Source organism: Pseudoflavonifractor sp. AF19-9AC (genome assembly GCF_003478995.1).
Classification (GTDB): Bacteria; Bacillota; Clostridia; order Oscillospirales; family Oscillospiraceae; genus Lawsonibacter.
Genome location: NZ_QUGI01000010.1, coordinates 1 through 25,697 on the forward strand (window position 1 = coordinate 1; position 25,697 = coordinate 25,697).

A 25,697-nucleotide genomic window follows, 5' to 3' on the forward strand; every position below is an offset into this window, starting at 1 on the left:
CGTTTATTTTATCACAGCTCATTTCGCTTGTCAAGAACTTTTTTCAAGTTTTTCAAAACTTTTTGAAGTTCTTTCAGCAGAAACTTTGCTGTATCGCGCTGTCGCTCTCGCAAGCGACTCGATTAGGATACCACACTCGATTCCGTTTGTCAAGCACTTTTTTCGAGCTTTTTCAAACTCGTTTGTGCTGACCGGTCTCGGTGAGTGCCCCTCGTTGGAGCGCTTGCCTATACTACCAGAACATTCCTCCTTTGTCAACACCTTTTTTCAAGTTTTTTCGGGCTTTTTTGCACCTTTTTCTCCACAACAATATCTGCCCCTCTAAGGCGGCGATTCACCACAAGATGTGTCCCCCTTCCGTCCCCTCTGCCAAAGGGTTTTCAAGAGAAGCAGGAGCGCAGGCACGCCCAAAGCCAGAATCAGGTTGCCGGCAGGCACAATAACCCGGCTCCAGTACTCCGCCTCGCCCCGGGAAAAAGCGGCCAGAGCGGCGGCAGCCCCCACCAGGGCGGCTCCGGCGGCCACCGGCTTCTCCTGTATTTTGGGGCTCAGCTCCACTGCCATGGCCCGCAGGGCAAAGAGAAGCAGAACACACAGAGTGAGGTCGGCACAGGTCCAGAGGGCGATCACCACACTCTCCACCCGCTGAAAGGCGCCCTCCACCCCCACGCTCTTGGCCAGGGCAAAGAAGGGGTTGTCCAGCCGCCCGGCCAGGGCGGGGCCCAAGTTGCCCAGAATGGTCCACTGGGCCAGGGTAAGAAGCAGGCAGCCCCCCAGGCCCCAGAAGAGCCAGTGCCAGCCCCCCTTTTTCCCGCTCCCGGACACCGAGCCGGTGAGAAAGGCCCCAAAGAGTCCCCAGCCCAGGGCCCCAGCGGCGGGCAGAGCGGAGGTGAGCACCGGGACCACGTCCTCTCTCCATAAAGGAAGAACCAGCTCGGGCCGGGCCCGCACCAGGGCCAGAACCAACACCACGCCCGCCGTGGCCAGCAGGAGGGCCAGAAAGAGCTGGCCCGCCCGGGCGAAGGCGGACAGCTTGCCCTGCCCCATCCACAGGGCCATTCCCGCCACCGCCAGCAGGAAAAACCACATGGTACCGTCCCTCAGCCCGGCGGACAGCAGCCGCTGGGCGCACAGCCGCAGCCGCAGTGCCAGCAGCACCAGGGCCCACACCATATAGATGAGGAGCACGCCCCGTCCGGCCACCGGACCCAATACATCCCGTATGGAACCCGCCAGCCCCCGGCCCCGGGACAGACTGCCCAGCAGCCAGCCCCCCAGCAGCACCAACGGGATGGCCGCCGCAGGAGCCAGCCAGGCCCCCTTGCCCGCCAGGGGCAGGGTAACCGCGGGCAGAAGCTCCGCCGCCGGGGCCAGCACCCCCGCCCACACCAGGGCGGTGAGCTGGGTATGGGAAATGGTATCCCGTTTCACGCCGCAATTCCTCCTCTGCGTTTCCCGCATACTATATATAAAGAGAGAGTCAGTCCTGAATGTCCACCTGCACCTCCAGGTTGGGCGCCAAACTTGCAAACCACTCCGACCAGTTCCCCTTCACCTGCCGCCAGGCCTCCGGTGCGGACAGGGCACTGCGCACGCCAAGTCCCGCGCAGTCCGCCCCCCAGGCCCGGAGCTGGGTGAGCGCCCGGGTAAGCCGGGCGGTCTCCACCCGCGTCAGCTCCTCTTCCACAGTCTGGAGCTGATTCCGGTTGGGCTGGGTGCGGTACTCCGCCAGCTGGGCGGTCACCCGGCAGGCTACCGTCAGACCGGTGACCTGTCCTCCCTCCGTCTCCAGGCGGCAGGTGGTATCTCCGCCGGTGATGCGCACATACACCGTCTCCCCTTCCAGTTCCACCGGGATAATGTCTGAGGAGGGCTTCCCCACCAGCAGCTCCAGACCCCGGGCCCCATCCCCGTCCAGAAAGCCCGCCAGGGTGTCCCCCTTTAAAACAGCGTAGCCCGCCTCCAGCAGCACCGCCTGCTCCTCCGTTCCCGGCCGCAGGGCGGGGAGATAGGCCGACCCCTGCTCCAGCAGGTCGGTATAGACCTCCCCGGCGGTGCGGGCCAGGGCGGCAATGCCCATCTCTCCGTCCAAGCGCAGGGTGGACAGGCGGCCCTCCACACCCTGGTCACCACCGGCCTCCACCGCCTGCTGGGCGGAGGCGTCCCGCACCACCCAGAGTTGCGCCCCCAGGCCCAGCTCCACGTCCCGGGCGAAATAGTCCAGCACCTGGGTCACCCCCGCTCCGGCCAGCTCCTCCCCCAGCAGCAGCTGGTCCACATATCCGAAGAACACATAGCTGTCGCTGAGGGACTGGAGGGTGAGGGCGGCATCACTGAGGGATTCCCCCTGGGCGGAGAGTACCAGGGCGCTCTCCCCCTCCCCCTGGAGCCCCTTGGCCCGGGGGCCGGTGGAAACGGTGACGGACAGCCCCTCCTCCCCCAGGTCCACCCCCATGGTGCGCAGCAGGGCCATGTCCCCCATCTCCCGGGGACGGGGCAGGCCGGAGCAGCCCGTGAGCAGCAGGGCCAGGGCGGCCAAAAGGGGCAGCGTGCGTCTCATTTCTGATTCCTCCGGTTTTTGGTGTGCACCGCCCCGTCCCGCCACTTCAGCAGGGGCAGGGGGAGGCGGATGAGGCTGGGATGACCCCGCAGGTTCTGGCTGCCGGTGGTGAAGGGGGCCAGATAGGGCACCCCGAAGGTCTCCAGCCCCGCCAGGTGGTAGATGAGGGCGGCGCAGCCCAGGGCCAGGGCAAAGAGTCCCCCCAGGCTGGCCAGAATGGCCAGAAGAAAGCGCCACAGCCGCAGGGCGTTGCCGAAGTCCTGGGAGGGCTGGGTGTACCCCGCCACCCCGGCGATGGCCACGGCGATGAGCACCGCCGGGGACACGATGTGGGCCTCCACCGCCGCGTTGCCCACCACCAGACCGCCCAGAATGGATACGGTGGCCCCGATGGGACCGGGCAGGCGCAGCCCCGCCTCCTGGATGACCTCGAAGGCCAGGAGCATGATGAGCACCTCAAAGACAGTGGAGAAGGGCACCTCCTGCTTGGCCGCCACAATGGACAGGGCCAGCTTGGAGGGGATGGCCTCGGGGTGGAAGGTCACAAGGGCGATATAGAGCCCGGGCAGCAGCAGGGTCAGGGCGGCGCAGAGGTAGCGGATGAGGCTGAGGGCGGAGGCTGCCAGCCAGTGGTAGGCCCGGTCCTGGCTGGTCCTGAAGAACTGGTCGATGGTCCCCGGGGCCATCCAGGCCAGAGGCAGGCCGTCGGCCATCAGCCCCACCCGCCCCTCCAGCAGGGCCTGGCACAGCCGGTCGGGCCGCTGGGTGAAGGCCATGGTGGGAAAGGGGGTGGCCAGATTTCCGGTGAGGTACTCCTCCAGGTTGCCCGCGGCCTCCACCCCGTCGATGTCCAGCTCGTCCAGGCGGCTCTCCACCCGCTCCACCGTCTCCGGGTCGGCGATGCCCTCCAGATACAGCACATCCACCATGGTCCGGGACTGCCGGCCCACAATGTGCTCCCTGATTTTCAGGTCCGGGGCCTTCAGATGCCGCCGGACCATGGCGGTGTTGGTGCGGATGGACTCCACAAAGGACTCCCGGCTGCCCTTCAGGGCGGGCTCGTTGTCCGGCTCCCCCACCCCCCGCTTCTCCTCGGTGGGCACCGGGAAGGTGAGCACGTCCTGCCGCCCGGGGAAAAACAGGGCGCAGGAGCCTAAGATGAGGTCGTTCACCACGTCGTCCAGCTTGTCCCGCCGCAGGGCGGCTAGGTTATAGAGCGCCCCGTACTGGAGGTGGGAAAAGAGCTCCCCCTCGGGCACCCGGCTCAGCGCCGGGTCCTGGGCCAGGGGACGGAGAATGTAGTCGCTGACCCGCTCGTTCCGGGTCATGCCCAGAAGATAGCACACCGTGGTGGTCCGCTCCCGGTCCCCGTTGAGGTACACCCGCCGCTCCATGTAGTCCACACAGCCGGAGAATACCTCCTCCAGGTTCTCCAGGGACAGGGGCATGTCATAGCGGGGGTCCTTCCGGGGGTGGGGACCGCCGTCTCGATGGGGCATGGCAAAGTCCCTCCTTTCCGGCTTAGTTTGCCGGAAAGGAGGGACTTTATACCAAACAGGCCCAGGTTATATACGAAAAAGAATGTTTCGCCTCTGGGCGAGTGACTTTCTGTACAGACAGAAAGTCACCAAAGAGCTGTCAAAGGGGAGAGGGATTTCGATTTCCCTCTCTCCTTTGAAATCCTCTCTCTTTAAAACGACCAATCAGGGGGCCTCGGCCCCCTATTGGATGTACCCCCTGGGGGCTGGCGGTGCCCTGAAAGAACCAGCGACGAGCTCCCAAAGCAGGTGACAAGACGCGCTGATCAGTGCAGCACTGGAACGCAGGTGCGTCTCACAGCACTTTTCCGCCAATCCAGTGTACGTCCCGGCGGCGGAGCCGTCCACCTGAGCCCTCCCGCGAGGGCTGAAAGGCAGGCGCGTTGCCTCTTGTAGAAGTAGGTGGTCATTTAACCACCTCTTAGCGGCAGCGGTCGGCGCACAGACACGCATCCTGGCCTTTTCCCGCGCCGGTTGGATTTTTCCACCTTCTTGGTGGCTCCTCCGTAAAATCAAAGGGGGTCCGGGGGCAGGCGGCATAAAAACACGGAGTGTTTTTCGAGACGCCGTCCCCCGGTGGCGCTTTGCCTACTTTGCCGACATGGGCAAAGTAGGTCGCCCCGTAGGGCGAAATCACCCCTCCTCGCCCGCAGGCGAAATCCTTATATTTCTCAGCATAATGGCCGTCTCGAAATAGGGAGGTGTCACATTCTGCCGCACCCCTTATCCCACAGGGAGATCGTCCCGCTCCTTCTCCGCTTCCTCCAGCTGGCTCTCGTCCCGGCGGGAGAGGGCCTTGGCCGTCTCACAGATGGGAATGGGCGCAGCGGCCAGGGCCAGCACCGCCAGCCACTGACTTCCGCTCATGGGGATGACGGAAAACACGCCCTGGAGCGGCGGCAGCAGCAGCACCGCCAGCTGAAGCCCCAGGCCCACCAGGAAGGCCCGGTTCATGGCCGGGTTGGACAGCACCCCCTGAGCAAAGAGGGAGCGGTTCTCACTGCGCACGTTATAGGCGTGGAAGAGCTGGCTGAGGGTAAGGGTGGCAAATGCCATGGTGTTGGCCGCCGCCCCCTCCTGTCCCGGCTCCCCCAGCACTCGCAGCCCCAAAAAGTAGGCCGCCAGGGTGAGCGCGCCCACCATCAGTCCCTGCCAGCCCAAACGGAAGGAAAACCTCCGATCAAAGAGTCCCGCCCGGGCGTCCCGGGGCTTCTCCTCCATGACGCCCTCCTCCACCGGCTCCACCCCCAGAGCCAGGGCGGGCAGAGAGTCGGTGACCAAATTGAGCCACAGCAGCTGCACCGGCACCAAGGGCATCTGCCCCAGGTCCAGGAGGGTGGCGGTAAAGATGGTGAAAATCTCCCCGATGTTGCAGGAAAGTAAGTAGTGGATGGCCTTTTTAATGTTGGAGTAGATGCCCCGGCCCTCCTCGATGGCGGAAACAATGGTGGAGAAGTTGTCGTCGGTGAGAATCATGTGGGCGGCCCCCTTGGCCACGTCAGTGCCCGTGCGGCCCATGGCACAGCCGATGTCCGCCGCCTTCAGTGCGGGCGCATCATTCACCCCGTCCCCCGTCATGGCCACCACGTGGCCCTTCTTCTGCCAGGCCTGGACAATGCGCATTTTGTGCTCCGGGGACACCCGGGCGAAGACGGCAAACTTCTCAATATCCTGCTCCAGCATCTCCTGGGGCATGAAGTCCAGCTCCGCCCCCGTCACCGTCCAGTCCTCAGGGCCCAGAATGTTCAGCTCCCGTGCCACGGCACAGGCGGTAGCCCGGTGGTCCCCGGTGATCATTACCGGCCGCACCCCGGCCAGATGGCACTTAGCCACGGCGCTTTTCACCTCCCGCCGGGGCGGGTCCATGAGCCCGAACAGTCCCAGGAAGGTGAGCTCCCGCTCCATCTCCTCCGGCTCCAGCCGGGCGGGCGGAGCGGACAGCTCCCGCCGGGCCACCGCCATAACCCGCAGAGCCTGGGAGGCCATGGCCTCGTTGGCCACCTCCGCCTGCCGCCGCTGGGCGGGGGTGAGGGGCCCGGAGGGTCCGGCCACGCACCGCCCCAGCAGAATGTCCGGGGCTCCCTTCACATAGAGGGTCCAGCCCCCCGCCGGGTTCTGGTGGAGGGTGGACATGAGCTTGCGCCGGGAGTCGAAAGGAATGTCCCCCTTTCGGGGGTGGTCCTCCAGCAGGCGGCGCTGGTCCAGCCCCTCCCGGGCAGCGGCCACCACCAGGGCCGCCTCGGTGGGGTCTCCCTGGGCAGTGGGGGCACCCGCATGCCACTCCAGCCGGGCATCGGAGCACAGCGTCCCCGCCTCCAGGGCCTCCCGACGCCGACCCCGGGGCGGCGTCCAGATGGACTGCGCCGTCATCTTGTTCTGGGTGAGGGTACCCGTCTTGTCCGAGCAGATGACGCTGGCACAACCCAGGGTCTCCACGGCGGGCAGCTTCTTCACAATGGCCCCCCGGGCCGCCAGCCGCTGCACCCCCAGAGCCAACACGATGGTAACAATGGCGGGCAGGCCCTCGGGGATGGCGGCCACCGCCAGAGACACCGCCGTCAGGAACATATCCAGCAAATTCTTCCCCTGGATGAGCCCGATGCCGAACATAATGGCGCAGGCGGACAGGCAGAGGAAGGACAGGGACTTGGAGATCTCCCCCATTTTCCGCTGCAGCGGGGTATCCCCCTCCTTGTGCTCCAGCAGCAGCCCGGCAATATGTCCCATCTGGGTCTCCATTCCGGTGTCCACCACCAGGGCGGTACACCGCCCCGCCGTCACCAGGGTGCCCGACAGGAGCAGGTTCACCCGATCCCCCAGGGGCGTGTCCTCCGGCAGGGCCTCCCGGGCCTCCTTCTCCACCGGCACCGACTCCCCCGTCATGACGCTCTCGTCGGTCTGGAGACGGCTGCACTCCAGCACCCGGGCATCGGCAGGCACCAGGTCCCCCGCCTCCAGCAAAATCACATCCCCTGGTACCAGGGCAGCGGCGGGCACCTGCCGGGGTGCGCCGTCCCGCAGGGCCTTGGCCTGGGGCGCCGACATCCGCCGCAGTTCCTCCAGGGCCTGGTGGGCGTGGTCCTCCTGGGTAATGGAGATGACCGCGTTCACCACCACAATGACCAGAATAATGGCCCCGTCCAGCCAGTCCTCCCCCCCGCTGGCCCACAGGGAAAGCCCTGCCGCCGCCAGCAGCACCAGAATCATGGGATCCTTCAGCTGCCCCCAGATACGGGCGAGCAGCGAGGGACGCTGGGGCGGCTGGAGCTCGTTGGGGCCGTTATGTTCCAGGCGTCGGGCCGCCTCCCCCGCCGTCAACCCCTGGGGCGAGGTGTTCAATTCCTTCATAATTTGAGCCGCTGGCCGGCTGTGCCATCCTCCCATGGCTGTCACGCTCCTTTTCCTTCGCTTATGGTGAGTATAGCCCGGAGCCTGTCCTGTTTTTTGGGGAATCCTGGGAGGTTAGAAAATAATAAAGATATTTCGCCTGCGGGCGAGTAACTTTCTGTGCAGACAGAAAGTTACCAAAGAACTGTCTGGGGGAGGGGGGATTTCGATTCCCCCCTTCCCCTAGATCCCCTATCCCCTTGAAACGACCAAGCACAGGGGGGACTGCGGGTCCCTACCCCCTCTGTCTCGCTTCGCTCGACATCTCCCCCTGACAGGGGGAGTCGGCCCCCTATTGGATGTACCCCCGGGGATTGGAAATGCCCTGAACCGTTCAGCGGAAAATCGAAAAAGACCGGTAACAAGCGGCGCTGGCGGGTACAGCACCGGAACGCAGGTGCGTCATATCGCACCGTTCCGCCAATCCTGCGCACGCTGCGTCAACGGAACCGTACACCTGAGTCCTCTCGCGAGGGCAGAAAGGCAGGCGCGTTGTCTCTTGTAGAAGCAGGAGGCCATTCAACCACCCCTTAGCGGCAGCGGTCGGCGCTTAGACACCAATCCTGGGCTTTTCCCGCGCCGGTTGGATTTTTTCCCTCTTCTTGGTGGCTCCCCCGTAAACATATCAGGGGGTCCGGGGGAGGCGGCATAAAAACACGAAGTGTTTTTCCAGACGCCGTCCCCCGGCGGTCTTTTGGTTCCTTTTGCACCGCTGCAAAAGGAACTCGCCCAAAAGGCGAAATCATCAAGCCCCCTTCTGCAGCCTGACAAATCCGACGGATCCTATCCGCCCCCACGAAAATTAACACCGTAAAACAAAAACCGGTGGGAGCGACGAAAACCGTCACTCCCACCGGATCGTGTCCTTACGGGCGCAGAGGCGAAGCGCAGCTTCGCAAAAAGTTCTTTGCCAAGCTTTCTTTCAAGAAAGCGGGGGGTTAGTTGGCGCTGCCGGAGCCGGAGGCAGAGGAAGCACCGGAGGAGGAAGCACCGCTGCCGGAAGCGGAGCTGTCAGAGCCCTCCGCCTCCTCCTTGGCCTTCTGGATGGCGGCAATCTCCTGGTAGGCCGCGTTCTGGATCTCCTGGGCTTTGGCACGGAATTCAGAGGGGTCAATCTTGTCATAGGCCTCGGTGGTGGTGACGCCGTAGTCCTCCATCCACTGCTCCCGGGTCTCCTGCATCCGCTGGGCAATCAGGTCCGCGCGGTAGTCCTCCGGGTCCAGAGGCAGGCGGAGAATGATGTGATAGCCGAAGGTGCTCTCCACCACGTCGCTGATCTCCCCGTCCTTCAGAGCCAGGGCAGTGTCCTCAAACTCAGACACCATCTGCCCCTTCTGGGTGGTGTAGCCGTCGGGGTTGGTGGCAAGGCCGGTGTCCTCGCTGTACTCGTTCATAAGCTCGTCAAAGAGGGCCACGGGGTCGTCCGCCACCCGCAGCTGAGCCAGCAGCTCGTCAGCCTTAGCCTTCTTCTCGGCGATGGTGGCGTCGTCCAGGGGCTCATACTCCCCGGTGGCCACGCCCTCCTCGTTCTTGATGGGCTTCTCCATATCCTTGGTCAGCAGCAGGATGTGCTTGGCCCGGTAATAGCCCAGATCATCCTGGGCATAGGACAGCACCTCGGCGTCGGTGGGATAGCTGCCGCTGTCGGGACCGTAGTACTTCTCCTGCAGCTTCACGTCGTAGTTGCTGCTGAGATAGAGCTGCTCAAAGAGGTTCTTGGTGGTCATGCTCATCCAGAAGTAGTGCTCCACCACATCCTCGCCGCCCAGCTCCGTGGCCAGCTCCTTCATGTAGGCATCCAGCTCGGACTGGGCGTTTTCGGGCAGGCCCACGCCTTCCTTCAGCGCCTGCTCATAGACCACGCGATAGGCGGCAGCCAGCTCCAGGGCGCTCTCCAGCATGCCCTGCTCAATGGTCTTGCCCTCGCTCATCTCGCTGTCCCAGGGGATGTCGGTCATGCCCATCTGCGCGGCGTACTCCGCATTGTAGTTGAGCCAGTACAGCAGACTGTCGGCGGTAATGTCCCACTCCCCCACCTTGGCCACCACCGTGTCGCCGGGCATGCCCGCGGCATACTCATAGATGTCGCTGACGGTGGCCAGGTCCACCGCGGGAGCCTGAGAGCCGGAGGCAGAGGTTCCGGCGGAGGAGGCGGAGCCGTTCTCCCCCTTGGAGCAGCCGGACAGCAGCCCAGCGGACAGGGCCAGAGCCAGAGCCAGGGCCCCAATTCGTTTCATCTTCTTCATCGCGTTGCAGTTCCTTTCCTCGGGGCGTCCGGCGATCCCGGTTTCGTTCCCCACAGTTTGTTCTTCGGCCGGGCAGCAGCAGAACACATACAGTCCGGCTCCGCCGCGCCGCCCAAAACCGCCCAAAGCTTTTTTAAAGTTCCAGGCAACATCATAGCATAAAAGAGAACCGGGGGCAAGGAAAACCGTTTCCCGCCCCCGGCTTCGACTTTGTTCTCTTTGTGTTCCGTCGTCTCCCCGCACTCGTGGGCGGAGCTTCGCCGGTGGACCGCTCCTTAGATGGCCTCCAGCGCCTGGCGCAGGTCCTCAATGAGGTCGGCGGCATTCTCCAGGCCCACGGCGATGCGGATCATGTCGTCGTTCTCCACCTGGATGAGGGTGTTGGCCTCGCCCAGGCTGGTGGCGATGGTGATGACCTTGGTGTTGTTGCACAGCTTGTAATCCGCCGCCCGGCGGGCCAGGCCCTTCACTTCCTCCTTCAGCCACACGGCCACAATGCCGCCGCCCAGGCCGTTCATCTGCTTCTGGCACAGCTCATAGCCCGCGTCTCCGGGCAGGGCCGGGTAGATGACCTTCTCCACATAGGGAGAGGACTGGAGGAATTTGGCGATGGCCAGGGCGTTTTCGCAGTGGCGGCGCACCCGCAGGTCCAGAGTGGCCATGCCCCGCATGATGAGCCAGGCGTTGAAGGGGGACAGGGCCGCACCGGTAAAGCAGGGCATGGAGGGGTACTTGATCTTCTCAATGAGGTGCTTGGGGCCGATGACGCCGCCGCCCAGGGCGTCGCCGTGGCCGTTGATGTACTTGGTGAGGCTGTGGACCACCAGGTCGGCCCCCAGCTCCAGCGCCCGCTGGATGGGCGGGGGCGCAAAGGTGCTGTCCACCATCAGGAGACAGCCATGCTCCTTGGCCAGAGCGGACACCGCCCGCACGTCCACCACGCCCAGCTTGGGGTTGGTGGGCGTCTCCAAAAACAGCAGCTTGGTGTTGGGCTTCAGGTTCCGCTTCACGTCCTCCAGGTCCTGGAAGTCAGCAAAGGACACGTCCACCCCCAGCTTGCTGAGGAAGTCGTTCATGAGAATGTTGCTGTGGAAAAAGAGGCCCTTGGCGCACAGCAGGTGGCCCCCCTTCTCCAGGATGGCGTACAGAGCCGAGGTGATGGCTCCGATGCCGGAGGCCGCGGTCACCGCTGCCTCGCCGCCCTCCAGGGCCGCCAGCTTCTCCTCCAGGGCGATGAGGGTGGGATTGCCCTCCCGGGTGTAGAGATAGCCCAGCTTATCCCAGGCCGCGTCCATGTCCTCCACCGTCTCAAAGCCGAAGGTGGCCGTCTGGTAGATGGGGCTGGCCAGGGCGTTGGTGGTGGGATCAAAGGAATGGCCGGCGTGGATGATCTGGGTTTCAAAAGCCAGATGGGATAATTCTTCTCGTTCCATAGCATTTCCTCCTCCAGTGTGTAGTCATAGGATAACCCCAAGGCCGTGGGGTGTGTCAACAGAGAAAAATAGGGCGCTTTTTTGTGGAAACAGACGAAGGCGTTATGCCCCCGCCTCCTCCAGGCCCGCCGAGTAATCGGCCACCAGAGCCCGGGCAGCCCGCAATACATCTTCCCCTTTTTTGAGTTTCAAGGACAGGTAGGGCTTCTCCCCGGCGGAGAACAGGAGCCGCCCCTTGTACTTCTCCCCGCCGCACAGGGCAGAGACCTGGCGCAGGTCGAACTGGGCCAGGGTGAAGAGCAGGCAGCCGTTCTTCTGGTCGATGTCGGTGATGTCCGCCTTGGCGGCGTCCGCCCGCAGGAGAGCCACGGAGATGAGGTTATTCACCGTCCGGGGCGGCTCGCCGTAGCGGTCAATGAGCTCATCCACCAGGTCGTCGGCGTCCGCCTCGCTGCGCAGGGCGGCGATGCGGCGGTAGAGGTCCATACGCTGCTCGGGAGAGGACACATACCGGTCGGGCACCGAGGCGGCCACGGTGAGGTTGGCGGCGCACTGGGTGCTCTTGGGCAGGGGCTGGCCCTGCTCCTTCAAGACCGCCTCCTCCAGAAGCTTCAAATACATATCATAGCCCACCGAGAGCATGAAGCCGCTCTGCTCCGGGCCCAGCACGTTGCCCGCGCCCCGGATTTCCAGGTCCCGCATGGCGATTTTAAAGCCGGAGCCGAACTCGGCAAACTCCCGGATGGCCTCCAGGCGCTTGGCCGCCGTCTCCGAGAGCACCTTGCCCCGGCGGTAGGTGAGGTAGGCGAAGGCCCGGCGGTTGGACCGGCCCACCCGGCCCCGAATCTGGTGGAGCTGGGCCAGGCCCATCTTGTCCGCGTCCTCAATGACCAGAGTGTTGGCGTTGGGCAGGTCGATGCCCGTCTCAATGATGGTGGTGCACACCAGCACATTGAGCTCCCCGTCGGTCATCTGGCTCATCACCTCGTCGATGGCCTCCTGGGACATGCGGCCGTGGGCCACCCCGATGAGGGCCTGCTCCCCCAGCATGGTCTGGAGGCGGGCGGCGGTGCGGTCGATGGTCTCCACCCGGTTGTGGAGGTAATAGACCTGGCCGCCCCGCTCCAGCTCCCGGCGCATGGCGTCGGTGAGCACTCCCCAGTCGTGCTCCAGCACGTAGGTCTGCACCGGCTGGCGGTCGGCGGGGGGCTCCTCCAGGGTGGACATGTCCCGGATACCCGAGAGGGCCATGTTCAGCGTCCGGGGAATGGGGGTGGCGGACAGGGTGAGGACGTCTACCTGACGGAAGGTCTCCTTCAGCTTCTCCTTGTGCTGCACGCCGAAGCGCTGCTCCTCGTCCACCACCAAAAGGCCCAAATCTTTAAACTTCACGTCCTTATTGAAAAGGCGGTGGGTGCCGATGAGGATGTCCACCTGCCCCTCCTCCACCTTCCGCAGGGTCTCCTTCATCTGGGCGGGGGTGCGGAAGCGGGAGACCACGTCGATGGTCACCGGGTACTTCTGGAACCGGCGCAGGGCGTTTAAATAGTGCTGCCGGGCTAAAACGGTGGTGGGTACCAGCACGGCGGCCTGCTTGCCGTCCAGGACGCACTTCATCATGGCCCGGAAGGCCACTTCCGTCTTGCCGTAGCCCACGTCGCCGCACAGCAGACGGTCCATGGGGGTGGCGGACTCCATGTCCCGCTTGATCTCCCCGATGCACCGCAGCTGGTCGTCGGTCTCGGTGTACTCAAACTGCTCCTCGAACTCCCGCTGCCAGGGGGAGTCGGGGGAAAAGGCAAAGCCCGGCTGGCGCTGTCGCTGGGCGTAGAGCTGGATGAGCCCCTTGGCCAGGTCCTGCACCGCCTTCTTGGCCCGGGTCTTGGCCTTCTCCCACTCCCCGCCGCCCAGGCGGTTGAGCTTCCTTGTCTCGTTGGCGTCCTCGCCGCCGCCGATATACTTGGAGATGAGGTCCAGCTGGGTGGCCGGGACGTACAGCACGTCGGTGCCCGCGTACTGCAGCTTCACATAGTCCTTCTCAATGCCGTCCACCGGCATCTTCACCATGCCCACGTAGCGGCCCACGCCGTGGTGCTCGTGGACCACCAGGTCCCCGGGGGACAGGTCGGCGTAGGATTTGAGCTTCTGGCGGTTGGTGGCGTCCTTCCGCGCCCGGGGCTTGCGGGCGGGGACGCCGGAGCCCTCGGTGAGGACGGCCAGCTGCATCTGGGGGTACTCCATGCCCCCGGACAGGCCGCCCACGGTGATGATGGTCTGGCCCGGGCGGGGCAGCTCCCGGAGCTTAAACTCCACCGCCGAGCGCACCTTCTGCTCCCGCAGCAGGGCCTGGAGATCCAGGGCCCGCTGCTCGCCGGACACCAGCACCAGGGAGGAGAAGCCCAGGTTCTGGTAGTGGTTCAGATCCTGCACTGCCGTCTCCAGGCTGGCCCCGAAGGAGGGCAGCTGCTTGGCGGTGATGGACAGCAGGGCCCTGGGCGGTGTGGGGTAGGCGGAGGTGGTGAAGGAGTCCAGGAACACCAGGGCCCAATCCTCCAGGCGGCGGCACAGGGAGGAGAAGGTGTGGGAGAGCTCACCGCAGCTGCCGTCCAGCTCGCCCCGCTCCAGCAGGGTCTTGACGTCCTCCTCCATCTGCCACTGGTAGGTCTTGGCCCGGTCGGCCACCCGGACGCACTCGGTGAACACCACGCAGGCGTCCCCGGGCAGGAAGTCCGCCGCCGTGGCAAGCTCCGGGTAGATGAGGGCCAGGTACCGGTCCACCGCCGGGAAGGACCGTCCCTCCATGAGGGCCTCCCGGTCCTGCTCCAGGGTGGCGTTCAGGTCCTTGTTCCCCTGGCTGAGGGCCTTGGCCGCCAGCTTCTGCAGCTTTCCACACAGGCCGGCCACCCCTCCGGGGGCCATCTGGGGCAGAACCTCGGCGGCGGGCAGCAGGATGGCCTTCTCTATATTCTCCGTGCGCCGCTGGGTGGACAGGTCGAAGGAGCCCATGGCGTCCACCTCGTCCCCGAAGAACTCCACACGCACGGGCTGGTCCATGCCGGGGGCGTACACGTCCAGGATGCCGCCCCGGAGGGCGAACTGGCCCACGCCCTCCACCTGGTCGCAGCGGGTGTAGCCGGCGGCGGTGAGGGTCTCGGAGAGCTCATTTAAGTCGTAGCTCCCCCCTACCTTCAGCTCCAGGCGGCACTGATCCAGCACCTGGGGGGACAGGGTGCGCTGGAGGAGGGCCTCCACCGTGGCCACCACAAAGGGCAGCTCCCCCCGGCTCATCTTGTCCATGAGGGCCAGGCGGCGGTGCTCCCACTGGCGGGAGACGGTGGCCGCGTTGTGGAAGGTGAAGGACCGGGGGGTGAGGACGGGGACCTCGCCCCCGGCGAAGGCGGCCACGTCCCGGGCCAGGCGGTCGCCCTCCGCCTCGTCGGCGCACACCAGCACCACCGGACGGTGGGTATTGAGGCCGATGGCGGCGGCGATGTGGGCGCGGTGGACCGCCGCTGCCCCGGACAGGGCCACAGGGCTGCGGCCCGCCTCCAAGGCGGCGGTGAGCTGTTTGAATTCCTCCAGGCGGTTCAGCGCCCCCGTCAATAGCTGCATCATACGAAATCCCTCCCGGCACAACGCGGCAATGCCCCCCACGCCCTTGGCATGGGGGGTAATTTCTTTTGTAGTATGGTTCAGTTTACCCCAACCATTCCCCGCCGTCAAGGCGAAAGATGGGGGCTGGGGGATATTTCACCTGTGGACGGGGGGTGGCATGATTTCGCCTGCGGGCGGGACGGGGGATAGGATGTTTCGCCTGCGGGCGAGTGACTTTCTGTGCGGACAGAAAGTCACCAAAGATCCGTCTAGGGGAAGGGGGATTTCGATTTCCCCCTTCCCTTTGAAATCCCCTCTCCTTGAAACGACCAATCTCGTCCTCGCGGACTGCATATCCTTCGCCTTGCCCTAAAGGACAAGGCTCACTCATTCCGTCGCTCGTCCTCTCCCAATGGAACCCGCTTCGCTGGGTTTCCATTGGGCCCCCATTGCGGCCCCCTATTGGATGTACCCCCCAGGGGATGGAGATGCCCTAAACGGTTCAGCGGAAAATCGAAAGAGGAAGGTGACGAGACACGCCACCAAGTGCAGCATCGGAACGCGGGTACATTTTGCGGCGCGGTTCCGGCAATCCCGCGCACGTCCCGGCGACGGAGCCGTCCACCTGAGCCCTTCCGCGAGGGCTGAAGGGCAGGCGCGATGCCCCTTGTAGGAGTAGGTGGTTATTCAATCACTCCTTAGCGGCAGCGGTTGGCGCATAGACACGCATTCTAGGCCTTTCCCGCGCCGGCAAGGTATTTCATCCTTTCTTGATGGCTCCCCCGTAAAATCAATGGGGGTCCGGGGGAGGCGGCATAAAAACACGGAGTGTTTTTCCAGACGCCATCCCCCGGTGGCGCTTTGCCTACTTTGCCGACATGGGCAAAGTAGGTCGCCCCGGAGGGCGAAACCATCCCTCCCCCTCCCGCAGGCGAAATATTTCCCTTCGTTGGAATTCTCTTGACAAATCCATTCTACATATGTAGTATGGTCTTAAGGATTCTACATTTGTAGGAGGGATAGCCATGGCACACCTGACCGACAGCGAATGGAAGGTAATGGACGCCCTGTGGGCAGGCGGGGCCCAAACTCTGGGCCAAGTGATGGAGCGCCTGTGCCCGGAGACGGGCTGGAGCCGCACCACGGTACACACCTACCTCACCCGGATGATGTCCAAGGGCCTGGTGGAGGCCCAGGGCCAGACCCCCAAGCACTACCGGGCCGCCCTCAGCCGGGCGGACTGCGTGGAAAAGGAGGAGCGCACCCTGGTGGACCGGGCCTACGGGGGCTCGGCGGGCAAGCTGGTGGCCGCCTTCATCCGCTCCGGCGCCCTGACGCCGGAGGAGCGGGAGGAGCTCAAGCGCCTGCTGGACGAGATGGAGGTGTAATCCATGAACAACATCTGGGCTGTGCTTCAGCAGGGGGTGGCCGCCGGGCTGGTGGCCCTGTTCCTGCTCATCTTGCAGCGCATTTTTCTGGATAAGCTCTCCCCCCGGTGGCAGTACGGAGTGTGGGCAGTACTGCTGCTCCGTCTGCTGGTCCCAGCGGGCATCGGCGCGCGCACCACGGTGCTGGATCTGTGGCCCTTTGTGGAACAGGGCCGGGTGCAGGCGGAGCTCCATCTCTCCTCCGCCTACGCCTCCCCCTGGATCAGCTCTCTGCCCTCCGCTCCCTGGCCCATCCCCCCTATCACCGCCCCTCAATCGGTGACCGACTGGCTGTTTGTGGTCTATCTGGCGGGGGCGCTGGCCTGGGCCATCTGGTTTGGTCTGTGCGCCTTCCGCCTCCACCGGCGGGTGGGTACGGGGGTGCCCGTGTCCGGGCCACGGCTGGAGGCCGTCCGCCGGGTGGCGGAACAGTACCAGCTCCCCCTCCCCCGCCGGGTTGTGGAGTGCAAATGGGACCACGGCCCCTTCCTCATGGGGGTGCTGCGCCCCACTCTGGTACTGCCCATGGGCTGGGAGCTGGAGGAAAAGGTCATCCTCCACGAACTGCTCCATCTGAAGCATCACGACGTGCTGGCCGGGTGGGTGGTTACCCTGTTCCGGTGCCTCCACTGGTGGAACCCGGTGCTGTGGTACGCCTTTGACAAGATGGGCGAGGACCGGGAGGCCCTGTGCGACCAGCGTGTGCTGGAGCGGCTGGAGGGCGAGGATCGCCGGGACTACGGCCGCTGTCTGCTGGCCATGGCCGACGACAAGGCGGTGCGCATCCCCGGGGCCACCACCATGGCCAACGGTGCCCGGGGGGTGAAGGCCCGGATCGAGGCCATCGCCCGCTTCAAGCGCTACCCCCAGGGGATGGCCCTGGCTTCCGGCTGCATCACCTTCGCCCTGGCCCTGGCACTGGTGGCGGGCGCCCCGGTACAGGCCCTGATGGAGAGCTCCTTTGCCAATGTGGAGCTGAATTTAAACGCCCCCCGGTCCACCGCCCAGGCCCTGGCCACCGGACAGCTCCACCGGGCCACCACCGTGGCCGGGGCCCTGGACGCCTACGGCAAGGGGCTGCTGCTGTGGTGGGACGACCGGGAGACCGCCCTTATGTGCCAGGCCATGGTGCGGCCCTCCGAGGAGATGCCCCAGGTGCTGGAGGAGTGGGAGAACCCCATCCAATACGGCCTGGATTTAAACAGCATGTCCTACCAGGAGATGATGGACACCGCCTTCCCCTCCCACAACTGGTGGTCCACCGGTCCCCAGTTCCGTGGACTGGTGTCCGACGGGGCGGGGGGCTACCTGTGCCAGGTGCTGTGGTACCGGGATGTGGACGAGTCGGTACTCATTGCGGAGGACCGCCCCCTCCCGGAGGACGGAGAGGATTGGCCAGTGGAATACCTGTGCCACACGGTGCAGGTGCGTCCCCACGGAAGGCACTGGACCGTCCACCTGTTGGCCGAGACCCAGGGCGAGGTGGAATTTGCCCCTCTCAGCAACCGGCAGGGCGAGTTTTTCGGCCCGGTGACCTGGGTGGGTGAGCTGGACGGCGTGAAGGTCAGCATCTCCCCCGCCCACCTGCTGGAGACGGGCGAGGGCCTGGTGGGAAAGTATGAACTGCGCACCTGGGCTGAGTCCGCCTGGTCCTGGTCCATCTACGACTCCTCGCCCGACTCTCCTCCCGAGGGTCCCATGCCGGGCTGCAATTTCTATTCCATCACAGAAGGCCTGTACTGGACGGTGGAGAACACTGGGGACCAGGTACGCCCGGTGAAGCTGTGGGCCGACCCCCTGTGGAACAATTCGGGCACCCTGGAGGCCCGGCCCGCCCCCCAGACCATGTCCGTGGACCCCATGTATCAATACATGGCTCTGGAGGCGGGTGACCTGCGCCAGGGTGTCGAGGGCGGCAGCAGCGCCAGCGGCTCGCTGGGGGACGATCTCCCCTACTTCCTGGGCCCGGACGCCTTCCAGGTCACCCTGGCGGTGGACGGCGGCGAGGAGCAGACCATCACCCTGACCAAAACCTACACCACCCCGGATGGAGGCAGCTACACGCTGCCCGGAGAGGAGGAAACCCCATGACCATGCAGGAGCAGCTCTACCCCCTGGCCCGTCGGGCCTTCTGGGGCTATTTCTTCGTGCTGCTGAACATCAATTTCACCTTTAACCACGTCTTTGCTCTCCAGTTCCTGCCCAATACCGTGGGCTGGTGGCTGCTGGCCCGGGTGTGCCGGGAGGGCAAGGCGCTGCGCCCCTCCCTGGGGCTCCTCCGCTCCTTCTGCCTGGTGCTGGCGGTGTGGAACGTGCAGCAGTTCTTCCCCACCCTGGAGGGACAGATTCCCGGCCTCATCTCTCTGCTGGTGGGACTGGTGACCCTCTACACCCACTTCCAGTTCCTCACCGATCTGGCCGCCCTGGCGGACGAAGCCCTGCCCGGTGGCGAGCACGGACACAAGCTGCGCTCCGCCCGGACGGTGATGGTGGTGATCACCACCCTGCTCTACTGCTACGACCTGCTGTTCCGCCTGCCTGCGCTGGCGGTGGTGATGCTGGTGGTGGGGCTGTGCGCCTACATTTACCTTCTGGTGCAGCTTTGGGGGCTCTCCAAGTCCCTCTCCCCCGCCGAATAATCCCCATACAAAGAGGCGAGGGCTGGCCCCGAACTGCTCTCGGGTGCGCCACACGAGGTGGCAGAGCGGGCGGATGAGGACATCCGCCCCTACAAAGGAACGGTGACCTGTACGCGGGCCGGTTTGGGACCGGCCCCTACGGAGGGCAACAGGCCGGGTGCAAACCTGGACGGGTGCACACGGTACATCCCCAAAAGAGGACAAAAAAACAGGCAGGAGCGACGAACAACGTCACTCCTGCCTGAATGTTTTCTTACGGGCGCAGAGGCGAAGCGCAGCTTCGCACAACGTTCTTTGCCAAGCTTTCTTTCAAGAAAGCGGAGAGGGGATCAGCCGCCCATGTGGCTGAGCTTGTTTGCTGCCCGGGCGCCCATGGCCAGCTTGGGGGCCTTCTCGGCCACCAGCCGCAGGCAGGACAGAGCCTGGTCCGTCTCGCCCCGGGCCAGGTGGTACTCGCCTATGTCCATCATGACCCGGACCTGATAGAGGGTGCAGGGCGCCTTTTCCAGAAGCTCCTTCAGCCGGGGCAGCAGCTCCAGCACCGGCCCGGCGGTGCGCAGCAGAAGCAGACAGCGCCCCCGCTCCACGTGCCAGTCCATCAGCTCCGGGAAGGTCACACCCCCGAATAGGCTGGGCACCCGCACCTTCTGGGCCAGGGCGGAGATGGCATCCAGCTCCCCCTCCATGCCCTGGAGGCGCTCCTCCTCCAGGTTCAGCTCCGCCCGCTCCCACCGCAGGGTGACGGCGGTGGTGGAGGCCTTCTCCCGGGGCAGCTCGTCGGCCAAGCGGTCCAGCTCCGCCCGGGCCTCCTCCCGCCGGCCCAGGGCCAGCAGAGCGGAAATCCGGTTGCAGCGCAGGGTCAGCAGATAGCCGCTCCGGCCATCCTCCGCCCCCGCCAGCAGCCGGTCACAGTTTTCCAGCATGGGCTCCGGGTCGCAGTCCCGGTAAAACTCCACGATCCCCCGGCTGACTGCCTGGGACAGCCACCGGCTGCCCAGCACCAGGCTGGCCAGCACCAGAATAAAGTATCCGGTGGCAACGGCGGTGCCCCACAGGGACAGGTACGTGCACAGCACGCCCACCGCCACCAGGACGATGTAAATCCCTTTGTAATACTTCAGCAGCCAGGACATGGTCCTTCCTCCCTTTGTTTCAGTGGACGGGCAGACGGCACAGCAGCCGCTCCGCATCCGCGCGGATGTCCAGCTTGCCTCCGTGGGCCGCCACAAAGCCCAGATGCTCCTGGGCCTTGTCCATCTGCCCCCGCTGGCAGTAATACACCCCCAGGGCCATATGGGCGGTCACCTGGTCCCGGGTACACCGGGCCGCCTCCAGCCGCTCCAGCAGGATGGGCTCCAGCTCCGGGGCGCTCTCCCCCAGCTTGGACACCGTCTCGCTCCACTCCAGCATCTCTTTGGCCGCCCGGCGGAACTTCCTGCGCACAAACAGCCCCTTGGACATGTGCTTCAGGGTCTTCTCCCGCCGGGGGTCGTCCGGGGGCAGCACGGCGCACCAGGTGAGTACCAGGGCCGCCGACCGCTTGAGCTTCCACCGTCCCTCCACCAGATTGGCGGAGGCCAGGGCCTCCTTATCCCGGCCCAGCAGGGTGAGGGCCCAGGCCTCCAGCACCCGGTAGGACACCACCTGACGGTTCTGGCGGATGACCGCCTGGCACAGCTCCAGCAGGGGCTCGGGGTCACAGTCCTCGTCCAGGACCTGGAGGGCGGGGCGGCGCAGCAGACCGGCGGAGAGGTTGATGCCCCAAAAGCCCAGCAGCACCCACACCGTAAACAGGAAAAGGGGCGCCACCTCCAGGTCGGGACGGGTGGCACTCATCCAGATCAGCCACACCATTCCCGGCAGGCACCACAGCCAGAACAGCACCCGGGCCTTGGTGAGCAGCAGCTTTTTCAGTGTTTTCATGCCAGTCTCCTCCAGCTTACCATACTTTGGAGCCAGAATAGCACACAAACTTTAAAATGGGCGGTGGGTTTTTCTTAAATTTTTCTTAGGCGGCCCCTCAGCCGTTGAACTTATTCATGGCCCGGTCGGGGCCCTCCTTCAGCAGACACTCAATGGCGTCCGCCGCCCGCTTCACCGCGGCGTCCATGGCCTTCTTGTCCTCCCCCTGGAAGTGGCCCAGCACCCAGTCGGCCATGTCGTAGTCGGGGTGGGGCTTCTCCCCCACTCCCACCCGCAGGCGGGGGAACTGGTCGGTGCCCAGGTGCTGGATGATGCTCTTCAGGCCGTTGTGCCCCCCGGCGGAGCCGCCCTTGCGGATGCGCAGCTTGCCCACCGCCAGGGCGGTGTCGTCGGAGACCACCAGGACATGCTCCGGGGGAATTTTATAGAAGTCCGCCGCCGGGCGCACCGCCTCCCCCGACAGGTTCATATAGGTCACCGGCTTCATCACCAGCACCTTTTCCCCGGAAATGGTGAAAAGGTTGGTGAGCGCCTTGAACTTCAGCTTCTGGATGGGGGCGTGCTGCCGCTCGGCCACCTCGTCGGCCACCATGAAGCCCACGTTGTGGCGGGTATTCTCGTACTTGTCCCCGGGGTTGCCCAGGCACACCAGCAGCCAGGAGGCCCCGCCGGAATCACGCTTGAAAAACATACACTTGCCTCACTTACATACAAAGGGGGGCGGGCATCCTATGCCCGCCCCTGCCGTTTGGTCTCTTGTTTGATTTACAGGAACAGAGGAGACACGGAGGTCTCCATGTAGATGTGGCTGATGGCCTCGGCGAAGAGGTGAGCCACGGAGATATACTTGATCTTGTCGCAGCGCACGCCGGACTTGGGGGGAATGGTGTTGAGGAAAATGACCTCGTCCAGCACGCTGTCGGTGATGCGCTGGACGGCGGGGCCGGAGAGGACGCCGTGGCTGGCGCAGGCGGTGACGTCCTTGGCGCCGCCGATCTCCACCAGGGCCTTGGCGGCGTGGCACAGGGATCCGCCGGTGTCCACCATGTCGTCCAGAAGGATGACGTGCTTGTCCTTCACATCGCCGATGATGTTCATAACCTCGGAGGAATTGGCCTTCTGGCGGCGCTTATCCACAATGGCCAGAGGCATGCTCAGCTTCTGGGCAAAGGCGCGGGCGCGGGCCACGCTGCCCACGTCGGGGGACACCACCATGGTCTCATCGTGGCAGTCGGCGTACTTCTTCACGAAGTGGTCCACAAAGATGGGAGAGCCCAGCAGGTTGTCCACCGGGATGTCGAAGAAGCCCTGGATCTGGTTGGCGTGGAGATCCATGGTCAGCACCCGGTCGGCGCCGGCGGTGGTGATGAGGTTAGCCACCAGCTTGGCGGAGATGGGATCGCGGGGCTTGGTCTTGCGGTCCTGACGGGCGTAGCCGAAGTAGGGAATCACGGCGGTGATTCGACCGGCAGAGGCACGGCGCAGAGCGTCGATCATAATGAGCAGCTCCATGAGAGCGTCGTTCACGGTGCCGGGCTTGCCGTCCTTCTCGAAGGAGCAGGTGGACTGCACCACAAATACGTCCGAACCGCGGACGGTCTCGTAGATGGAGGCGAAGTTCTCTCCGTCGGAGAAGGCTCCTACCTCAGAGTTGCCCAGGGGAATCCCCAGTTCCTTACAAATGTCCTTGGCCAGCTGGGGATTGGAATTGCCGGTAAATACCTTGATATCCTTCCCGTGTGCGATCATGAATCTTATCCTCCCGTTTTTTTCTTGGGGCGCGGCAGGACTCTGTGCAGTCCGGCCGGCCCGAGTTTTCCGTTGTAGGGTGCGCTTACAAACACCGGATGCCGTGGCGCAGCCGGTGAATCGGACTTACTTTTTGCCCTTCTTCTCCCGGTTGGCGGCGGCCCAGCCTTCCTTCACCTGCTGGCGCTGCCGGCCGATCACCATGGCGTCGGCGGGCACATCCTGGGTGACGGTGGTGGCGGCGGCGATATAGGCCCCGTCCCCGATGGTCACCGGAGGCACAAAGTTGGTGTTGCAGCCCACAAAGACGTGGTTGCCGATGGTGGTGCGGAACTTCTTGAACCCGTCGTAGTTGCAGGTGACGGTGCCGCAGCCGAAGTTGCAGTTCTCCCCCACGTCGCTGTCGCCCACGTAGGTGAGGTGGGCCATCTTGGTCCCCTTGCCCAGGTTGCAGTTCTTCAGCTGGACAAAGGCGCCGATCTTGGAGCCCTCCCCCACGTCGCAGTGGGGCCGGATGTGGGTGTAGGGGCCGATCTGGCAGCCCTTGCGGATGACGCTCTCCTCACACTGGGAGGCGTTGATGGTGCAGCCCTCCTCCACGGTACAGTCGGTGAGCATCACGTTGGGGCCGATCTGGCAGTTGGGGCCCACGGTGGTGTTCCCCCGGAGAATGGTGCCGGGCAGCAGCAGCGTGCCCGCGCCCACGGTGACGGTGTCCTCTACATAGACGGAGGAGGGGTCCATCATCTCCACCCCTGCCGCAAGAAGCTGCTCCCGCTTGGCGGAAAAAGCAGCGGTGTAATCCTTCATAGGCAAAAACCTCCTGAATGTCCGCGGCCTCATCGGCCGCCCTCAAAGACATTATAGCATATTACCAGTAATTTTCAGCGGTGACAAGAAAAAATTTTTTAAATTGGGTCCGATTGCTCAATTTTTGGGCAATGTGCGGCAGAGGCGAAAAATACCGCCCCGCAAACCCGTGGTTTTGCAGGGCGGTAATGGACAGATCTCAGCCGGGGACCGCAGCCAGAGGCTGCACGCCCAGACGCTTGCGCAGCCGGGCGGGATGGTAGATGCGCGACACCTCCAGACCCGCACAGATGGTGTCCACCAGGTCCACCAGCCAGGCCTCCAGAGAGCGGGGCAAGGGCCCGCCCAGAGGCCACATGTGGGACAGGATGATGTTGCGCTCCTTGTCGGACAGCTCCGTCAGCTGCTCGGCGTTGCGGGCAGCGGCCCGGGGGTGATCAAAGCACTGCCAGCCGGGGTGGGCGGACTTGTCCTTGGAGTCGTAGAGGTACAGGTCATGGAGCAACCCGCCACGGGCGGCCGCACGCTCGTCCAGACCCAGGGCCCGCGCCGCCCGGAAGGACAGGTAGGCCACAAACAGGGAATGGTCCAGGGTGCTGATGGGACCGTGGTGGTTCCAGCGGCCCATCATGCGCACCTGCTCGCTTTCCAGCAGCTCACCGGTGGTCTGAATAAACTCCCGCATAAAACGATTCATTGGAATCAGTCCTTTCTCAAAACGTGTGGTGGGAACGTCCCCGCCCCGGCTGAAACCGGACCGGCAACCAAAAGGGCTTTTCTTCTATGATTATGATACAGCATCCCGGACAAAGAGCAAGCGGTATGATTTTCCTTACCGCACCTGGCCCTCGCCCCGAATCACATATTTGAAGGTACAAAGCTCCCGCAGGCCCAGGGGGCCCCGGGCGTGGAGCTTCTGGGTGGAGATGCCCATCTCACAGCCCAGACCGAACTCCCCGCCGTCGGTAAACCGAGTGGAGGCGTTCCAGTAGACCGCCGCAGAGTCCACCCCCGCCTGGAAGGCCCGGGCGGCCGCCTCGTCGGCGGTAATGATGGACTCGGAGTGGCCGGTGGAGTGGGCGGCGATGTGGGCCATGGCCTCCTTCACCCCGGAGACCACCTTCACGGCCAGGATGTAGTCCAGAAACTCGGTGTCAAAGTCCCGCTCCCCGGCAGGGGTGCCGGGAATGAGGGCGGCGGCCTCCTGATCGAGGCGCAGCTCCACGGGGGGCAGGCCCTTCTCCCGCCGCTCCTCCACCAGCCGCTTTTGAAGCCGGGGCAGGAACTCCGGGGCCACCGCCCGGTCCACCAGGCACACCTCGGCGGCGTTGCACACCGAGGGCCGGGAGCACTTGGCGTTCTCCACAATGTTCAAAGCCATGTCCAGATCGGCCTTTTGATCCACATAGATGTGGCAGATGCCGGTGCCCGTCTCCACCACGGGGACGGCGGCGTTGTCCACGCAGGCCCGGATGAGCCCCGCGCCGCCCCTGGGAATGAGCAGGTCCACATAGCCCCGGGCCCGCATGAGTTCGTTGGCACTCTCCCGGCTGGTGTCCTCCACCAGCTCCAGGGCGTCGGCGGGCAGGCCCGCCTCCTGAAGGCCCTTTTTCAGGGCGGCCACGATGGCCGCGGCGGAGCGGTGGGCCTCCTTGCCGCTGCGCAGCACGCAGGCGGAGCCCGCCTTCAGGGCCAGGGCGGCGGCGTCGGAGGTGACGTTGGGGCGGCTCTCGTAGATGATGGCAATGACCCCCATGGGCACGGCGGTGCGCTCAATCACCAGGCCGTTGGGCCGCTCCACCCGCTGGAGCACCTCCCCCACCGGGTCGGGCAGCTGAGCCACCTCCCGGATGCCCTGGGCCATGCCCGCGATGCGCTCGCCGCTCAGGGCCAGCCGGTCCAGCATCACCTCGGACACTGTTCCCCGGGCCGCCTCCAGGTCCTGGGCGTTGGCGGCCAGAATGGTCTCCCGGTCCGCCTCCAGGGCGTCCGCCATGGCCAGCAGGGCCCGGTTCTTTGTCTCCGTATCCGCCAGAGCCATGGCCCCCTTGGCCTTCCTGGCCCGCTCCAGCAGCTCCATTGTCGTCATGGTAAGTCCCCCGTTTCCTCTCAGCCCTTCAGGCCGTTCTCCTGCCGCTCCATGTTCTCCACTACGATGTCGTAGATCTCCCCCAGACCGGCGCAGTACTCCAGCACCTGCCAGGGCTGGTTGGTGTGAAAGTGGAGCTTCATGGCCTCCTCATCCCCCGCCACCAGCAGGCAATCCCCGGCAAAGTGGGTGCGGATGTAGTCGTTCACGTCGTCCTCGTCCACCGTGCAGCCCTCTATGAGCAGCTGGGTGTCAAATTTAAATTCCAGCATGGAATATCCCCTCTTATTAATACGTTTTGG

At 64.7% G+C, this 25,697-nt stretch carries 19 protein-coding genes; 4 read left to right on the forward strand and 15 right to left on the reverse strand.

The window, feature by feature from the left end; genetic code table 11:
* The coding region (locus DWX58_RS15270; RefSeq protein ID WP_158579301.1) for a hypothetical protein at window positions 1–325 on the forward strand (325 nt) is incomplete at its 5' end.
* Here DWX58_RS15270 and DWX58_RS14255 read toward each other — a convergent pair.
* The 7 genes from DWX58_RS14255 to mfd all read right to left on the reverse strand — a co-directional run bounded on the left by DWX58_RS14255 (window position 322) and on the right by mfd (window position 14,779).
* On the reverse strand, window positions 322–1,431 hold the full coding sequence (locus tag DWX58_RS14255; RefSeq protein WP_158579302.1) for a GerAB/ArcD/ProY family transporter: 1,110 nt from the start codon (window positions 1,429–1,431) through the stop codon (window positions 322–324). The two genes, DWX58_RS15270 and DWX58_RS14255, sit on opposite strands and share 4 nt — an antisense overlap.
* Before the next feature lie 49 nt (window positions 1,432–1,480).
* Window positions 1,481–2,560 (reverse strand): Ger(x)C family spore germination C-terminal domain-containing protein, encoded by a 1,080-nt coding sequence (locus DWX58_RS15940; RefSeq protein ID WP_118645018.1) that lies wholly within the window; start codon window positions 2,558–2,560, stop codon window positions 1,481–1,483.
* Window positions 2,557–4,059: a spore germination protein gene (locus tag DWX58_RS14265; protein ID WP_118645021.1), complete on the reverse strand. Its 1,503-nt coding sequence runs from the start codon at window positions 4,057–4,059 to the stop codon at window positions 2,557–2,559. The genes DWX58_RS15940 and DWX58_RS14265 overlap by 4 nt, the downstream gene beginning before the upstream one ends.
* Window positions 4,060–4,821: 762 nt before the next feature.
* Window positions 4,822–7,482: a cation-translocating P-type ATPase gene (locus DWX58_RS14270; RefSeq protein WP_118645024.1), complete on the reverse strand. Its 2,661-nt coding sequence runs from the start codon at window positions 7,480–7,482 to the stop codon at window positions 4,822–4,824.
* 941 nt (window positions 7,483–8,423) lie between these two features.
* On the reverse strand, window positions 8,424–9,722 hold the full coding sequence (locus DWX58_RS14275; protein WP_199648859.1) for a peptidylprolyl isomerase: 1,299 nt from the start codon (window positions 9,720–9,722) through the stop codon (window positions 8,424–8,426).
* A 284-nt stretch (window positions 9,723–10,006) separates the two neighbouring features.
* A complete protein-coding gene (locus tag DWX58_RS14280; RefSeq protein ID WP_118645030.1) occupies window positions 10,007–11,164 on the reverse strand; it encodes a PLP-dependent aspartate aminotransferase family protein in 1,158 nt (385 codons plus the stop codon).
* 102 nt (window positions 11,165–11,266) lie between these two features.
* Window positions 11,267–14,779: a transcription-repair coupling factor gene (gene mfd / locus DWX58_RS14285; RefSeq protein ID WP_347559183.1), complete on the reverse strand. Its 3,513-nt coding sequence runs from the start codon at window positions 14,777–14,779 to the stop codon at window positions 11,267–11,269.
* 1,004 nt (window positions 14,780–15,783) lie between these two features.
* On the opposite strand from mfd, the gene DWX58_RS14290 reads away from it, so the two are divergent.
* From DWX58_RS14290 to DWX58_RS14300, 3 genes are read left to right on the forward strand one after another with little or no spacing between them, the layout of a single operon-like run.
* Window positions 15,784–16,146: a BlaI/MecI/CopY family transcriptional regulator gene (locus DWX58_RS14290; protein ID WP_118645033.1), complete on the forward strand. Its 363-nt coding sequence runs from the start codon at window positions 15,784–15,786 to the stop codon at window positions 16,144–16,146.
* A gap of 3 nt (window positions 16,147–16,149) precedes the next feature.
* Window positions 16,150–18,276: a M56 family metallopeptidase gene (locus DWX58_RS14295; protein ID WP_118645036.1), complete on the forward strand. Its 2,127-nt coding sequence runs from the start codon at window positions 16,150–16,152 to the stop codon at window positions 18,274–18,276.
* A complete protein-coding gene (locus DWX58_RS14300; protein ID WP_118645039.1) occupies window positions 18,273–18,824 on the forward strand; it encodes a hypothetical protein in 552 nt (183 codons plus the stop codon). Before DWX58_RS14295 ends, DWX58_RS14300 begins: the two co-directional genes overlap by 4 nt.
* Window positions 18,825–19,153: 329 nt before the next feature.
* On the opposite strand, the gene DWX58_RS14305 is transcribed toward DWX58_RS14300, so the two are convergent.
* The 8 genes from DWX58_RS14305 to DWX58_RS14340 all read right to left on the reverse strand — a co-directional run bounded on the left by DWX58_RS14305 (window position 19,154) and on the right by DWX58_RS14340 (window position 25,667).
* Window positions 19,154–19,957, reverse strand: a complete 804-nt coding sequence (locus tag DWX58_RS14305) for a hypothetical protein (protein ID WP_118645042.1) — start codon at window positions 19,955–19,957, stop codon at window positions 19,154–19,156.
* 19 nt (window positions 19,958–19,976) lie between these two features.
* Window positions 19,977–20,747, reverse strand: a complete 771-nt coding sequence (locus tag DWX58_RS14310) for a hypothetical protein (RefSeq protein ID WP_118645045.1) — start codon at window positions 20,745–20,747, stop codon at window positions 19,977–19,979.
* Window positions 20,748–20,844: 97 nt separating this feature from the next.
* Window positions 20,845–21,438, reverse strand: coding sequence for an aminoacyl-tRNA hydrolase (pth, locus tag DWX58_RS14315; protein ID WP_118645048.1), 594 nt, complete (start codon window positions 21,436–21,438; stop codon window positions 20,845–20,847).
* A 74-nt stretch (window positions 21,439–21,512) separates the two neighbouring features.
* A complete protein-coding gene (locus DWX58_RS14320) occupies window positions 21,513–22,496 on the reverse strand; it encodes a ribose-phosphate pyrophosphokinase (protein WP_118645051.1) in 984 nt (327 codons plus the stop codon).
* A gap of 126 nt (window positions 22,497–22,622) precedes the next feature.
* On the reverse strand, window positions 22,623–23,306 hold the full coding sequence (locus DWX58_RS14325) for a DapH/DapD/GlmU-related protein (protein ID WP_243093537.1): 684 nt from the start codon (window positions 23,304–23,306) through the stop codon (window positions 22,623–22,625).
* Between the two features lie 199 nt (window positions 23,307–23,505).
* Window positions 23,506–24,003, reverse strand: a complete 498-nt coding sequence (locus DWX58_RS14330) for an HD domain-containing protein (RefSeq protein WP_118645057.1) — start codon at window positions 24,001–24,003, stop codon at window positions 23,506–23,508.
* Window positions 24,004–24,138: 135 nt separating this feature from the next.
* On the reverse strand, window positions 24,139–25,395 hold the full coding sequence (locus DWX58_RS14335) for a glutamate-5-semialdehyde dehydrogenase (protein WP_118645060.1): 1,257 nt from the start codon (window positions 25,393–25,395) through the stop codon (window positions 24,139–24,141).
* A gap of 20 nt (window positions 25,396–25,415) precedes the next feature.
* Window positions 25,416–25,667 (reverse strand): kinase to dihydroxyacetone kinase, encoded by a 252-nt coding sequence (locus tag DWX58_RS14340; protein ID WP_118645063.1) that lies wholly within the window; start codon window positions 25,665–25,667, stop codon window positions 25,416–25,418.
* Between the last annotated feature and the right edge of the window lie 30 nt (window positions 25,668–25,697).

What these genes read in the sequence shown, in the direction of transcription:
- DWX58_RS15940 (WP_118645018.1), bottom strand. Translation starts at nt 2,560, where the DNA reads ATGAGACGCACGCTGCCCCTTTTGGCCGCCCTGGCCCTGCTGCTCACG.
- DWX58_RS14265 (WP_118645021.1), bottom strand. Translation starts at nt 4,059, where the DNA reads ATGCCCCATCGAGACGGCGGTCCCCACCCCCGGAAGGACCCCCGCTAT.
- DWX58_RS14270 (WP_118645024.1), bottom strand. Translation starts at nt 7,482, where the DNA reads ATGGGAGGATGGCACAGCCGGCCAGCGGCTCAAATTATGAAGGAATTG.
- DWX58_RS14275 (WP_199648859.1), bottom strand. Translation starts at nt 9,722, where the DNA reads ATGAAACGAATTGGGGCCCTGGCTCTGGCTCTGGCCCTGTCCGCTGGG.
- DWX58_RS14280 (WP_118645030.1), bottom strand. Translation starts at nt 11,164, where the DNA reads ATGGAACGAGAAGAATTATCCCATCTGGCTTTTGAAACCCAGATCATC.
- mfd (WP_347559183.1), bottom strand. Translation starts at nt 14,779, where the DNA reads ATGATGCAGCTATTGACGGGGGCGCTGAACCGCCTGGAGGAATTCAAA.
- DWX58_RS14290 (WP_118645033.1), top strand. Translation starts at nt 15,784, where the DNA reads ATGGCACACCTGACCGACAGCGAATGGAAGGTAATGGACGCCCTGTGG.
- DWX58_RS14295 (WP_118645036.1), top strand. Translation starts at nt 16,150, where the DNA reads ATGAACAACATCTGGGCTGTGCTTCAGCAGGGGGTGGCCGCCGGGCTG.
- DWX58_RS14300 (WP_118645039.1), top strand. Translation starts at nt 18,273, where the DNA reads ATGACCATGCAGGAGCAGCTCTACCCCCTGGCCCGTCGGGCCTTCTGG.
- DWX58_RS14305 (WP_118645042.1), bottom strand. Translation starts at nt 19,957, where the DNA reads ATGTCCTGGCTGCTGAAGTATTACAAAGGGATTTACATCGTCCTGGTG.
- DWX58_RS14310 (WP_118645045.1), bottom strand. Translation starts at nt 20,747, where the DNA reads ATGAAAACACTGAAAAAGCTGCTGCTCACCAAGGCCCGGGTGCTGTTC.
- pth (WP_118645048.1), bottom strand. Translation starts at nt 21,438, where the DNA reads ATGTTTTTCAAGCGTGATTCCGGCGGGGCCTCCTGGCTGCTGGTGTGC.
- DWX58_RS14320 (WP_118645051.1), bottom strand. Translation starts at nt 22,496, where the DNA reads ATGATCGCACACGGGAAGGATATCAAGGTATTTACCGGCAATTCCAAT.
- DWX58_RS14325 (WP_243093537.1), bottom strand. Translation starts at nt 23,306, where the DNA reads ATGAAGGATTACACCGCTGCTTTTTCCGCCAAGCGGGAGCAGCTTCTT.
- DWX58_RS14330 (WP_118645057.1), bottom strand. Translation starts at nt 24,003, where the DNA reads ATGAATCGTTTTATGCGGGAGTTTATTCAGACCACCGGTGAGCTGCTG.
- DWX58_RS14335 (WP_118645060.1), bottom strand. Translation starts at nt 25,395, where the DNA reads ATGACGACAATGGAGCTGCTGGAGCGGGCCAGGAAGGCCAAGGGGGCC.
- DWX58_RS14340 (WP_118645063.1), bottom strand. Translation starts at nt 25,667, where the DNA reads ATGCTGGAATTTAAATTTGACACCCAGCTGCTCATAGAGGGCTGCACG.